The sequence below is a fragment of the Chryseobacterium gwangjuense genome (assembly GCF_021311115.1).
GTDB lineage: Bacteria > Bacteroidota > Bacteroidia > Flavobacteriales > Weeksellaceae > Chryseobacterium > Chryseobacterium gwangjuense.
This window is the reverse complement of the sequence record NZ_JAJTNP010000003.1, coordinates 219,006-231,691: the sequence shown is the minus strand read 5'-3', so window position 1 is coordinate 231,691 and position 12,686 is coordinate 219,006. Positions and strand designations below refer to the sequence as shown.

The window sequence follows — 12,686 nt, the reverse complement described above, 5'->3', positions numbered from 1 at the left end:
GATCCCTATCTTGGCAAAACTTTTTTATAAAGCACCATAATATGAAAAAAATTCTCATCGGGATTTCATTACTTGCAACTTTGGTATGTGCAAAAGCACAATACGGAACTGCAAACGAAATTCTTACCCAACTTGAAGAAAGAAAAGGTATTAATCAGCAATTAGGAAACGTAAGTATTGATAATAAAAAATTTGTTTTCATTAAAGACGCAGAAGATCACACAGAAAGAGATTTTATCGTGATTAAAGGAAACAAAGTAACTTATGTAGAAGTTTTCGATGATAAAGTAACAGGAGAAAGCAGTTCAAATGTTTTTTCGGGTGATATTGTCAGAAGTAGAAAAAATATCATTTCCTTACGTGCCGATATGTTGGAAAATCAAAAGGTTCCGATTCCGGTAACTAAAACTTTGCTGCTGACAAAGCAAAAAGAAATTCTATACCTTATCGATGTCAATACCAAAGACAGGTGGATCGATGAAGAATCTTATTCAAAAAAATAATAACCTAGAATTCGGGAAATTTCATTCTTAAATTCTTATTTAATCCTAAACTTATGAAATCATTTGTAGAATATTCATCAAATTCAGACTTCTCAATACATAATATTCCTTTTGGTGTGGCAGTATTCAATAAAGAATATATCGGCTGCTGTACAAGAATCGGGGATCAGGTTATTGATCTTGCGACATTGTATGATCTTGGTTATTTTGAAGAAATTGAAGGCCTAGACGATAATATCTTTGAAGCTTATACCCTTAACGAATTCATTGAACTTGGAAAACCTGTCACCAATGCGGTACGTTTGAAAATTCAGGAATTATTACAGGAAGGCTCAGCTTTGTCAAAAGATCAGAAAACCATCGAAGATGCTTTTTATGACTTGGATAAAGTAAAAATGATGATGCCGGTTCACATTCCGAATTACACAGATTTTTACAGCAGCATAGAACACGCAACCAACGTTGGAAAAATGTTCAGAGATCCTGCAAATGCTTTGTTGCCTAACTGGAAACATCTTCCTGTAGGATACCACGGTAGAGCCTCTTCTATTGTAGTTTCAGGAACTGATATCAACCGTCCAAAGGGTCAAATGAAACCAGCTGACGTAGAGAAACCAATTTTTGGTCCTTGTAAGCAGTTAGACTTTGAATTGGAAATGGCGTTCATTGTCAACAAAAACACAGAGATGGGCGAGAGTATTTCTACTCAACAGGCTGAAGATGCTATCTTCGGAATGGTGGTTTTCAATGACTGGTCTGCAAGAGATATCCAGTCTTGGGAATATGTTCCGCTAGGTCCGTTTCTAGCTAAAAATTTCGGTTCGTCAGTTTCTCCATGGGTAGTTACTTTGGAAGCTTTAGAACCATTCAGAACGGCTTCTCCTACTCAAGATCCTGAGGTGTTGGATTATCTGAAATTTGAGGGCGATAAAAATTACGACATTAACCTTGAAGTATATATTCAACCAGAAAATGGTGAGGAAAATCTAGTCTGTGAAAGCAATTATAAGCATATGTACTGGAATATGACTCAGCAATTGGCTCATCACACTGTAAATGGTTGTAACGTAGAAGTTGGTGATCTATACGCAAGCGGAACCATTTCAGGAAGCGATCCAAAATCTTTCGGTTCTATGCTTGAATTAACATGGAGAGGGCAAAACCCGATTCAACTGAGCAACGGACAGGAAAGAAAATTCATCGACGATAATGATACAGTAACAATGAAAGCTTGGGCTGAAAAAGATGGTGTGAGAGTTGGTTTTGGTGAAGTAAGTGGTAAAATTATTCCTACAGTTTAATTATAATTTTTAATATAGAGATGCTTCGCTTTGCTCAGCATGACACCGCTAAAAATATACTGTAAAAACAGTTAGTATTAGAAATGTCATGCTGAGCGGAGTCGAAGCATTTTTTTTAACATAATTTAAATACTTAAAATTTAATTAAGTATTAAAACAAAAAACATGAAAACACTTATTCCATCTGAAATAACTCCGGTACAACTACAAACTGTAATGCAGACTGCCGTTTCACCACGACCGATTGCATTAGCTTCTACGGTTGATAAGAATGGTGAGATCAATCTATCACCGTTCAGTTTTTTCAATATGTTCAGTACGGTTCCTCCGATTTTGATTTTTTCACCTTCGAGAAGAGTACGTGACAATACGACAAAACATACTTTAGAAAACGTGTTGGAAGTTCCTGAAGTTGTAATCGGCACGGTAAATTTTCCTATTGTTCAGCAAATTTCTTTAGCATCTACAGAATATGGTGATGGTGTGAATGAATTTATCAAATCCGGCTTAACTATGAAGGAAGCTGATTTGGTACAACCTAAATTAATCGAAGAATGTCCTGTAAACTTTGAATGCAAGGTTTTAGAAGTAAAATCTTTGGGAGATCAAGGTGGTGCAGGAAATCTGGTCATCTGTGAAGTGCAGAAAATCCATATCAGAGAAGAATACCTGAATGAAGAAGGGAATCTTGATCAGAAAAAACTGGATATGGTAGCCCGTTTAGGCGGAAACTGGTATTCCAGAAATAACGAAAACAACCTTTTTGAAGTTCCAAAACCATTGGTAACTAAAGGAATTGGCTTCGATCTTCTTCCGGATGAAATAAAACTGAGCAAAGTTTTCACTGGAAATGATTTAGGAATGTTGGCCAACGTTGAGGTTTTACCTGCAGGAGATTACCATTCTGATGAAAAAATTCATCAAGATGCCCAAAAATTTCTACTTGAAAGTAAAATTGAAGAAGCCTGGAAAATGTTAATTAAATAATTTTTGGCTGGAAGCAAGAAGTAAGAAGATAGAGGTTGCAGTTGAAACGCAAAGTTTCATCGTTTAAAAACTTCCGACTCCAGGCTTCCTGCTTCCAGCCTTATTCATTTATAATTTCTTATTGATAAATTCAATAGATTTTTCTACTACTGTATTCAGATCTTTTGGCAACTCATTTTCTTCCCAAGGTTCTTTGGCTCCAAACGTATGGTTACCTTCTTCAATTAAAAATAGTTCTGAATTTGGATTTAAAAAGTGAAGATGCTCCGCACTTTTTACCCTTACACTTTCGTCATTGGTTCCGTGGATGATTAACATCTGTGCCATTGCCATTTCGGTGGCTCTTTCCACATCAAAACGCAGTTCGTTTCTTTTAAAATCTTCATAAAACTGATAATAATGAGGCATTTCCTGCTTCGTTCTTCCGTTTACCACATAAAATACCCCTGCTTTTTCCCATTTTTCAAAAGCGTCATTTTTAGGAAAACGATCCAATGTATCCACACTTGCCAGTGTTATTAAACCATTGATTCTTTCATCCTCAAAAGTTTTAATGATGGAAACCCCTCCTCCTCTACTATGACCCATTACAATTAGTTTTTGGTCATCCACTTTTTCATGTTGAATAAAATAATCTATTACCACTCCTAAATCCGAAAGTTCTTTAGAATAATTATTATTTCCAAACGCTTCCAGATCAGCAAAATTATGGGGATCTTCAACCGTAGTTCCGTTATGGGAAAAATTGAATTTCACAAAGAAAAATCCGGCTTCTGCAAACTTTTCCGCCATTAAATTCCAGGCTCCCCAATCTTTATATCCTTTATACCCATGAACAAAAATCACCAAAGGTAATTTCTGATCTGATTCAGGGCAGAATGCATCTGCAAGAAAGGTTCCGGTCTCCGGGTTATTTAACTGTATATCAATTTCTTTTATCAATTCCATAAAATCAACACATTTTGTTTAATATCTTTTTAAATTTGTATAATTCACTTTTAATTAAATATATGAAAAAAACTTTACTTCTTTTATTATTAACTTCATTATCGCTCGTTTTTGGACAAAGTACTAAAAAAGTCTTCTTTGTAGGAAACAGCTATACGTATTATAATGATCTTCCCGTTTTAATCGCCAGTATCGCTGCTTCAACAGGAGATGTTTTAATACATCAAAGCCATACTCCGGGTGGATCAACTTTACAAGATCATGCGAACAATCAGAATGTAACTTCTACCATCAGTTTAGGAAACTGGGATTATGTAGTGCTGCAAGAGCAAAGCCAGCTTCCGTCTTTTCCATTATCTCAGGTACAAACCGATGTTTTCCCCTTTGCACAACAGCTTTCTACACTGGTAAACAATCAAAACGCATGTGGAAATGTAATCTTTTACATGACTTGGGGACGAAAATCAGGAGATCAGTCTAATTGCTCTTCCCTACCCTACAATTGCACCTACCAAGGAATGGATGATAAACTATACGAGCGCTATATGCAAATGGCGACTGATAATGAAAGTTTGGTTTCTCCTGTCGGAAAAGTCTGGAGAAATATCAGAACTCAATATCCTTCTTTAGAACTTTATTCGTCAGATGAATCTCACCCGTCTTATTTAGGTTCCATGGCTGCTGCTTATACTTTTTACACCATCATTTTTAAAAAAGATCCTACATTGACAACTTTCAATGGTAATCTTACGGTAAGCGAAGCGAATATTCTTAAAAATACCGTGAAAAATGTGGTTTTTGATCATATGAATACCTGGTTGATTCCAACAAATGATGTTCACAGCCAGTTTTCATTTACATATCCGAGTTCCCAAACGGTTCAATTTACCAATCAGACTCAAAATGCAACCTCTTTTTTGTGGAATTTCGGAGATGGAACCACTTCTATTTTAGAAAACCCACAACATCATTATGCTACTCCCGGAAATTATACAGTAAGTTTAACGACCAATGCTTGTGGAGGTAATTCTACCAAAACAAAAAATCTTATAGTCAATAATTTAAGCATTCTTGAAAATTCTAAGAATACCGTTCAGATTTATCCGAACCCGACAAGCAATTTCATTAATATAGTTACTGATTCAAAGTTTTCTCTAGTTTCTCTAAAAGATGCGACCGGAAGAATCGTCAATCATAATTTGAAAACAACAGAATCCGGTTATATCATTTCTTTACAACATTTATCTAGCGGAGTTTATCTTTTGCAGTATAAGATCGATGAAAAAGAGTATACTCAAAAAATTATCAAAAAATAGCCCTATTTTTGCTGCATGTTGGATTTAAGAACGGTAACCGTAATGCGATACATTCTGCCACTTCGAGAGGGAGGTTCTCTTCCTGCTTTGGCAGAAGCTGATGACGATTTCAAATATGTTTTAAAATTCCGTGGTGCAGGTCACGGAGTAAAAATGTTGATTTCAGAATTATTGGGAGGAAAAATCACTGAAGTATTAGGATTAAAAATTCCTGAGCTAGTTTTTGTTAATCTCGATGTCGATTTTGGAAGAACAGAAGCTGATGAGGAAATTCAGGATTTATTGAAATTTTCAGAAGGTTTGAATTTAGGTTTGCATTATCTTTCAGGCTCTATTGCTTATGATTCGAGTGTAAAGGTTGATTCTCTTCTTGCTTCAAAAATCGTTTGGCTGGATGCATTTATCACCAATATCGATCGTACGTTTAAGAATACCAATCTTCTGATGTGGCATAAAGAATTATGGGTTATCGACAACGGTGCTTCTTTCTATTTCCATCATTCGTGGCAGAATTTTGATACGGCGGCAAAAACTCCGTTCAAATATGTAAAAGACCATGTTTTGTTATCACAGGCAACGCAACTTGATGAAGCAGATCGATTCGCAAAAGAAGTGTTGAATGATACTGTTTTCAGAGAAATTGTCAACCTGATTCCTGAGAACTGGTTACATTGGAACGATGCAGATGAAACACCGGAAGAAATCCGTGAAATTTATTTCAACTTCCTGAAGACCCGATTAGAACATTCTGAAATCTTTTTAAACGAAGCCAAAAATGCAAGAGGATAAAATATACGAATACGCAGTCATACGTCTGGTTCCTAAGGTTGAAAGAGAAGAATTTTTCAATATAGGTTTGGTGATGTTTTCTAAAAAGGAGAAATTCATCAAGGCAGACTTTTATTTATGTCCTGATAAATTCAGACTTATGCACAGTAAACTGGATTACGAAGATATTATTCAAAATCTGGAAAGTTTTAAAAAAATTGCAGAAGGAAATAAAGATGGTGGTCCTATCGCACAACTTGAAATTCCTGAGCGTTTCCGTTGGTTGACAGCAGTAAGAAGCTCTGTCGTTCAAACATCAAGACCTCATCCGGGAAAATCTAAGGATCTGGAAAAGACCTTTGGTAAACTTTTTGAAGAGTTAGTAAAATAACCATCTCTTAAATTTTACATTATGAAATCATTGAATCACAATATAGTTAACAGGTTTTTGACAAACCTGTTTTTTATTTTCCTTTTGGGAGTATTCAGCCTAGGTTTTTCTCAAAATCAAATTGAACAGGAAGCACAAAAAAGTATTTTTCTCCCTGAAAAAACTATAGTTTCCGAGAATATCACCTATAAAACCAACAATGAAAAACCTCTCCTTTTAGACATTTACAAACCGAAAAACTCTTCTTCCGAAAAACTTCCCGTTTTAATCTATGTTCACGGCGGAGGTTGGGTTGGCGGAGAAAAAACCATTCATGCCGATACTTATATCGAAAATACAATCTTAAAACTGGTAGAGAGAAACTATGCAGTTATCAGCATTGAATATACCTTAGTAAACGAAACAGTTCATTTTCCTTTGCCCATTCAGGATACAAAAGACGCCATACGATGGGTAAGAAAAAATGCTGAAAAATATAATTTTGACGCCAACAACATTGGTCTTTTCGGAGCTTCGGCAGGATCTCATCTTTCCATGTTAGCAGCGTATACCAAAGATAATGAATTTGTCGGAGCCCCTGAACTTTCGGGATATTCTGCTAAAGTCAATTATGTAGTTAATAATTTCGGACCTACAGACCTGAATACACTTCTGCATACTCGTGCAGGTAAAATTCCTGTATTCTTTATTAATTTATTTGCTAAAAACATTGTGGAATTAAGGTCTAAAATTGTGTTGGGAATGTCAGGTTATGATATCAAAAAAGATAAAAGAAAAATCGTTGAATATTTTAAAACCATTTCTCCTATTTCTTATGTTGATCATGGAATTCCGACTTTAATTCTTCAGGGAAATAAAGACAAAGTAGTTCCTATGCAGCAATCTAAAAAATTAAAAAGAAAACTTAGAAAAGAAAATATTGCCAACAGCTTAACCATTGTAAAAGACGGTGTACATGGTTTCAGAACTACAGACAAAGCATATCTTGAACAGCTTTCTAATGAAATGGTGGACTTTATTATTGCTCACAAAAAATAGTTATTGAATTAAAACCCAATAGATACCTTAAGTTTAACTAATACAACTTTTATATATCTAAAAATAGAATTCAAACTAATTTCACATGAAAATAAAAAAATTATTTTCAACCTCTATTTTCAGCGTCGTATTGATTACCTGCAGCTTTAACTCTGCGGATCTAGCAAAACACAAAAGCTCTAAGAAAATACCTGCAGTAAAAGAAACTATGTATTTTCCGCCTTCCAATAGTGACAGCTGGGAAACAAAATCAATTTCCAGTTTAGGATGGCATCAGGATAAAGTTCAGGATCTGCTGGATTATTTACAAAGCAAAAATTCTAAAAGTTTTATAATTCTTCAGAACGGAAGAATTGTAATGGAAAACTATTTTGGAGGACATACTTCCAAAACTCCTTGGTATTGGGCAAGTGCAGGGAAAACTCTTACCTCCGCCGTAACCGGAATTGCAGAACAGGAAGGCTTTTTGAATATCAACAATAAGGTTTCGGCATATATCGGAACTGGATGGACGAGTGAACCTTTAGCAAAAGAAAATCTCATCACCTGCAAAAATCTGTTGACGATGACTTCCGGCTTAGATGATAGCAGGGGTAATGATGTAACTCCAGCAAATCTCCAATACAAAGCTAATGCTGGTACAAGATGGGCCTATCATAATGTGTATGTAAAATTACAAGATGTAGTTGCGGCTGCAACTAAACAAAGCTGGTCGCAATATTTCAATACAAAACTCCGGGATAAAATCGGGATGACCGGAAGCTGGATTCAAAGAGGTGACAACAGCGTATATTGGAGTACTACAAGAAGCATGGCCCGCTTTGGATTGCTCGCTCTCAATAATGGAAACTGGAATGGCACACAGATTATTAATGCTAATTATTTTCAAAACGCAACCAATACGTCACAAAACATCAATCTTGCTTACGGATATTTGTGGTGGCTTAACGGAAAAGCAAGCTATCATCTCCCACAAACGCAAATTCAATTGAATGGAAAACTAATTCCAAGTGCTCCGGATGATCTGTTTTGTGCTTTAGGAAAAAATGATCAGAAAATCTACGTTGTTCCCAGTAAAAAACTGGTAATCATAAGAATGGGTAATGCAGCAGATCATGTGAATTTTGCTCGTTCAGGTTTTGATGAGGTCTTATGGCAAAAAATAAATGCCGTGATTAATTAATCGGTTCTGTATACAACTGACTTCCCCAAAATTGTAAATCTCTTTCTGCTAAATTAGAGTTAAAGAATATCTCATTTACTTCTTCTATGATCCTTGCAACAGCATTAGGATCTGCAGTTCTGATTCGGGTTTCATGATTGTCTTTTATACCTTTTGCTGTAAAATTCAAGGATCCCATATAAGCAATTTCATCATCAATCACATATATTTTACTATGAACGAATGTTTTGTTAAAAGAATTGCCGGTATTGGGAGAAATAAACACTTTAAAAGGGAACAACTGTTTATATGTATAATGATAAATCCGTTTGTTTTTAATTTGCCTCACGATAAAGTCTCTCACAAAAAACAGCACAACAACAAGAATAAAACCATAGGCAAACTTCCATTCTTTCAAAAGAAAAATTAAAGGAACTAAAACCACGGCCAAACCTATTATTGTAAAAAGCAGAGTTCCAGATAGACTGATCAAACCGTCTCTTGAATGTTTTGCTTTTTCATCAACATGTCTTTTCTGAACAATTAACTTATTAATATTCTTATCATTTCCGTAAAAATCTTCTATTTCATCACTGGTAATAAGACTGATCTTAATTCCTTTGGTATGCAAAAAAATCAATTCCTTAATTAACGAAGGAGAAAGATAAGGAGATACTATTTTTACATTTGTTTTTGCATTTCTGATATCCTGCAATAGTTTTGCGCCTGCACTTTTTCCTATATAAATATCGCAGACTGCATTATTATAAAACATACAACAAAATAATTTTGTTCACTTAAAGACTAATAAAAAACTTTGCAAGAATGACTTACAAAGTTTTTATGTGTAAAATATTTTTATTCCTGGATGATTACTCCAATTCTTTTTTCAATGTATTGGCAATAAAAGTTTTCAACTCTTCTCCATGAATATTGATGGCAATGATTTTTCCGGATTTATCCAACACCAGGTTATAAGGCAATTCTTGAATTCCATAGGCTTTGGCAATGGGACTTTTCCAAAACTGAAGATCACTGATTTGCGGCCAGATAATGCCTTCCCGATCAATAATTTTCTTCCAGTTTTCTTTAGACTTGTCCAAAGAAACGCCTATAATTTCAAACCTCCCTGTTTTTATCGCTTCTCTGTTTTCGGTATAAATTTCTTTTAAAAAGGGCTGTTCTTCAACACATGGAGCACACCAGGTTGCCCAAAAATCGAGCAAAATAATTTTCCCTCTCTGAGAACTCAGCTTAAAATCATTCCCTTGAAAGGTTTTTAAACGAATTTCAGGAGCTTCGTCATTCAGTTTCAATTGTTGTGCAGTAATGAATCCGAAACAAAAGAACAGAATACTTGATAATAATAGCTTTTTCAAAATATTAGTCATTCGTCGGATAATTATGATCGATCCAATTGGTTTTTACATTTTTTGGAAGATCCAGGATTTTCACATTTTTAAAACCCATTTCCACCAGTGCATTAAAAGCCGGGCGAATATTCGGACATCTGTCGTACGGACAACAACCGCAATAGATCACTATTTCTTTATTTTTATCCAGTTTTCCCACATAACTTTTCAGTTTTTCAAGGTTTTCAGGATCATTAGCCATTCCCATATCTACTGACCCTTTTACCACTGCAGAAGGACCTACAGACAGGATCAAAATATTTTTGGTTTGCTTTTTAATGATTTTAGCTGCTAAAATATCCGGAGCCATCACTTGATTTGCCGACCATGGAACAGATTGTGTCTGAGCTTTTAAAAGCCCGCCAAAACACATCATCATAGCCAGTAAAAACAATATTTTTTTCATATTAATTATTTTGGTAAGGTTAAATTTATCAATTATATTTTAGTCAGTTTAGCATATTTCAGGATCAAATTTTTCTCTCCTTCATGCATGAAAACTACTTTTGCTTTGATATTCTGAGGATCTGTACCATCCAGGAAAGTGACCTCTCCAATTCCAAATCGGTCATGTCTTACTTTATCCCCTACTTCAATATCCTGAGAAGAAGCACCGCTTGGATTGATAATCCTTGCTGTACTTACCGGTTTCAGCTTTCTTGGTTCTGCAATCGGTTTAGAATTTTCACTTCTTTCGATTGTTTTCTTTTCAACTCTTTTGAAGCTTTTCATTTCAGAAGGATGCTCATCAAATATGTTAGATTTCACTCCTGAATTATTAATGAATCGTTTTTCAATAGCCGGATTTACAAATTCGATATACTGATCATCAATTTCACTTAAGAATCTTGAAGGTTCCGCATCAGTAATTTTTCCCCACTGAAAACGTGAAATCGCATAAGAGAAAAAGACTTGTTTTTCAGCTCTCGTTAATGCCACATAGAACAAACGTCTTTCTTCTTCCAGATCTTCTCTAGTTGCCGAACTCATAAAACTAGGGAAAAGGTTTTCTTCCAAACCAACCAAATGAACAACCGGGAATTCCAGCCCTTTTGACAAGTGAATCGTCATTAACGAAACCATATCTTCCTCATCATCCTTCACTTGGGTATCCGCAGAAAGCGCAATATTTTCAAGGAAGTTCGGTAAGCTCGGATCTCCGTCTTCCAGCTGCATCTGCTCTTCGATGAAACCCTGCATCGAGTTCATCAATTCCTGAACGTTTTCTACACGCGAAATTCCTTCCGGAGTCTGATCGTCTTTTAAAAATTTAATTAAACCGCTTCGTTTTGCCACTTCCATCGCCACATTGTAAGCTGTCTCTGTTTTCAGCAATACCTGAAATGCTTTGATCATTGACCAAAAGTCATTCAGTTTGTTTAGAACGCCATTATTTAAACCCAATTGTGGAGCATAAATCGGAAGGTTACTCAACACACTAGAAACCGCAACGTTTTGAGCATCGGCAAACACCACTAATTTATTCTGAGTCGTTTCTCCAATTCCTCTTGCCGGATAATTAATGATTCTCATCAACGCTTCCGAGTCATTTTCATTCACCAAAAGTCGAAGATAAGCGATCAAATCCTTTACTTCTTTTCTTTGGTAGAAAGACAGCCCTCCGTACACTTTATACGGAATATTTTTACGTCTCAACGCATCTTCAAAAGCACGTGTCTGAGAGTTGGTACGATATAAAATGGCAAAATCGCCATATTTTCTTTGTTCCCGGTTTCTGGTTTCCCAGATATTTCCCGCTACGAAATTCGCTTCATCAGCATCAGACATGGAGCGATAGACTTTGATCTTTTCTCCTTCTTCATTTTCACTGAAGACGTTTTTCTTGAACTGCTGAAGGTTTTTTGCAATTACAACATTCGCGGCGTTTACAATATTTTGTGTTGAACGGTAGTTTTGTTCCAAAGCAACGGTTACCGCATCGGGATAATCTTTTTTAAAGTTTAAGATGTTGTAAATATTAGCACCACGGAAAGAGTAAATCGATTGTGCATCGTCTCCTACCACACAGATATTTTCAAATTTTGAAGCCAAAGCTTTTACAATCAAATACTGAGAATGGTTCGTATCCTGGTACTCATCTACCAAAATATACCTGAACCTGTCCTGATATTTCGCCAATGCTTCAGGAAAACGGGTCAATAACTCGTTGGTTTTTAACAATAAATCATCAAAATCCATTGATCCATTTTTAAAACACTGCTCTACATATCGTTGGTAAATCTGCCCGATGAATTTCATGTTGGCTTTTTCGTCTGCTTCCATTAATTCAGGATTGGCATAATATGCTTTTACCGTAATCAGGTTGTTTTTGTAGGTAGAAATTCTTGCCTGAACTTTTTTAGGCTTATACAAATCAGCATCAATATTCATGTCTTTCAACACTTTTTTGATGACGTTCAAAGCGTCTTGCTGATCGTAAATCGTGAAATTGGAAGGATAGCCCAAATAATGCGCTTCACTTCTCAGAATTCTCGCAAAAACCGAGTGGAAAGTTCCCATCCAAAGACTTTTTGCATTGCTTTGTCCTACCACTTTTGCGATACGTTCTTTCATTTCCTTTGCAGCCTTATTGGTAAAGGTTAGCGCCAGAATATTGAAAGGATCTATTCCATTGGTAATCAAATGAGCGATACGCATGGTAAGAACACGTGTTTTTCCCGAACCGGCTCCTGCAAGCACCATCAATGGTCCTTGTAAAGTAGTAACGGCTTCAAATTGTGATTCATTCAGTCCTTTCAGATAATCCTCCATACAGCAAAAAATTTTGGGAACACAAAATTAGTGTATTCTATGGAGAATTCAAATTTTGGTTTTAGAAGTTAGAATTTCATACTATAAT

At 35.6% G+C, this 12,686-nt stretch carries 13 protein-coding genes; 8 read left to right on the top strand and 5 right to left on the bottom strand.

The window, feature by feature from the left end:
- Positions 1-41 precede the first annotated feature (41 nt).
- The 3 genes from LV842_RS07640 to LV842_RS07630 all read left to right on the top strand — a co-directional run bounded on the left by LV842_RS07640 (position 42) and on the right by LV842_RS07630 (position 2,791).
- Positions 42-503 carry a hypothetical protein gene (locus tag LV842_RS07640; RefSeq protein WP_233110860.1) on the top strand — a complete coding sequence of 154 codons (462 nt, stop codon included), beginning with the start codon at positions 42-44 and terminating at the stop codon, positions 501-503.
- Positions 504-556: 53 nt separating this feature from the next.
- Positions 557-1,804: a fumarylacetoacetase gene (fahA, locus tag LV842_RS07635; RefSeq protein ID WP_233110859.1), complete on the top strand. Its 1,248-nt coding sequence runs from the start codon at positions 557-559 to the stop codon at positions 1,802-1,804.
- A gap of 165 nt (positions 1,805-1,969) precedes the next feature.
- The gene (locus LV842_RS07630) at positions 1,970-2,791 is read left to right on the top strand and encodes a flavin reductase family protein (protein WP_233110858.1); all 822 of its coding nucleotides are present in this window, start codon (positions 1,970-1,972) and stop codon (positions 2,789-2,791) included.
- 108 nt (positions 2,792-2,899) lie between these two features.
- Here the strand turns inward: LV842_RS07630 and LV842_RS07625 are convergent, their stop codons facing one another.
- On the bottom strand, positions 2,900-3,739 hold the full coding sequence (locus LV842_RS07625; RefSeq protein WP_233110857.1) for an alpha/beta hydrolase family protein: 840 nt from the start codon (positions 3,737-3,739) through the stop codon (positions 2,900-2,902).
- Between the two features lie 62 nt (positions 3,740-3,801).
- Here LV842_RS07625 and LV842_RS07620 point away from each other — a divergent pair, with 62 nt between their 5' ends.
- The 5 genes from LV842_RS07620 (at position 3,802) to LV842_RS07600 (ending at position 8,435) form a co-directional block, all read left to right on the top strand.
- Positions 3,802-5,055: a PKD domain-containing protein gene (locus LV842_RS07620; RefSeq protein ID WP_233110856.1), complete on the top strand. Its 1,254-nt coding sequence runs from the start codon at positions 3,802-3,804 to the stop codon at positions 5,053-5,055.
- A 15-nt stretch (positions 5,056-5,070) separates the two neighbouring features.
- On the top strand, positions 5,071-5,844 hold the full coding sequence (locus LV842_RS07615; RefSeq protein WP_233110855.1) for a HipA family kinase: 774 nt from the start codon (positions 5,071-5,073) through the stop codon (positions 5,842-5,844).
- Positions 5,831-6,214 carry a DUF3037 domain-containing protein gene (locus LV842_RS07610; RefSeq protein WP_233110854.1) on the top strand — a complete coding sequence of 128 codons (384 nt, stop codon included), beginning with the start codon at positions 5,831-5,833 and terminating at the stop codon, positions 6,212-6,214. Before LV842_RS07615 ends, LV842_RS07610 begins: the two co-directional genes overlap by 14 nt.
- Before the next feature lie 21 nt (positions 6,215-6,235).
- On the top strand, positions 6,236-7,252 hold the full coding sequence (locus LV842_RS07605; RefSeq protein ID WP_233110853.1) for an alpha/beta hydrolase: 1,017 nt from the start codon (positions 6,236-6,238) through the stop codon (positions 7,250-7,252).
- Between the two features lie 91 nt (positions 7,253-7,343).
- Positions 7,344-8,435, top strand: coding sequence for a serine hydrolase domain-containing protein (locus LV842_RS07600; protein ID WP_394801207.1), 1,092 nt, complete (start codon positions 7,344-7,346; stop codon positions 8,433-8,435).
- Here the strand turns inward: LV842_RS07600 and LV842_RS07595 are convergent.
- From LV842_RS07595 to LV842_RS07580, 4 genes are all read right to left on the bottom strand, one after another.
- Entirely contained in the window at positions 8,428-9,189 is a 762-nt protein-coding gene (locus tag LV842_RS07595; RefSeq protein ID WP_233110851.1) for a phospholipase D-like domain-containing protein, read from the bottom strand. The two genes, LV842_RS07600 and LV842_RS07595, sit on opposite strands and share 8 nt — an antisense overlap.
- A 97-nt stretch (positions 9,190-9,286) precedes the next feature.
- Positions 9,287-9,793 (bottom strand): TlpA family protein disulfide reductase, encoded by a 507-nt coding sequence (locus tag LV842_RS07590; RefSeq protein WP_233110850.1) that lies wholly within the window; start codon positions 9,791-9,793, stop codon positions 9,287-9,289.
- Positions 9,794-9,797: 4 nt separating this feature from the next.
- Entirely contained in the window at positions 9,798-10,232 is a 435-nt protein-coding gene (locus LV842_RS07585; protein ID WP_233110849.1) for a rhodanese-like domain-containing protein, read from the bottom strand.
- 32 nt (positions 10,233-10,264) lie between these two features.
- Positions 10,265-12,598 (bottom strand): ATP-dependent helicase, encoded by a 2,334-nt coding sequence (locus LV842_RS07580; protein WP_233110848.1) that lies wholly within the window; start codon positions 12,596-12,598, stop codon positions 10,265-10,267.
- Positions 12,599-12,686: the final 88 nt, after the last annotated feature.

What these genes read in the sequence shown, in the direction of transcription:
- LV842_RS07580 (WP_233110848.1), bottom strand. Translation starts at nt 12,598, where the DNA reads ATGGAGGATTATCTGAAAGGACTGAATGAATCACAATTTGAAGCCGTT.
- LV842_RS07610 (WP_233110854.1), top strand. Translation starts at nt 5,831, where the DNA reads ATGCAAGAGGATAAAATATACGAATACGCAGTCATACGTCTGGTTCCT.
- LV842_RS07625 (WP_233110857.1), bottom strand. Translation starts at nt 3,739, where the DNA reads ATGGAATTGATAAAAGAAATTGATATACAGTTAAATAACCCGGAGACC.
- fahA (WP_233110859.1), top strand. Translation starts at nt 557, where the DNA reads ATGAAATCATTTGTAGAATATTCATCAAATTCAGACTTCTCAATACAT.
- LV842_RS07630 (WP_233110858.1), top strand. Translation starts at nt 1,970, where the DNA reads ATGAAAACACTTATTCCATCTGAAATAACTCCGGTACAACTACAAACT.
- LV842_RS07640 (WP_233110860.1), top strand. Translation starts at nt 42, where the DNA reads ATGAAAAAAATTCTCATCGGGATTTCATTACTTGCAACTTTGGTATGT.
- LV842_RS07615 (WP_233110855.1), top strand. Translation starts at nt 5,071, where the DNA reads ATGTTGGATTTAAGAACGGTAACCGTAATGCGATACATTCTGCCACTT.
- LV842_RS07620 (WP_233110856.1), top strand. Translation starts at nt 3,802, where the DNA reads ATGAAAAAAACTTTACTTCTTTTATTATTAACTTCATTATCGCTCGTT.
- LV842_RS07585 (WP_233110849.1), bottom strand. Translation starts at nt 10,232, where the DNA reads ATGAAAAAAATATTGTTTTTACTGGCTATGATGATGTGTTTTGGCGGG.
- LV842_RS07605 (WP_233110853.1), top strand. Translation starts at nt 6,236, where the DNA reads ATGAAATCATTGAATCACAATATAGTTAACAGGTTTTTGACAAACCTG.
- LV842_RS07595 (WP_233110851.1), bottom strand. Translation starts at nt 9,189, where the DNA reads ATGTTTTATAATAATGCAGTCTGCGATATTTATATAGGAAAAAGTGCA.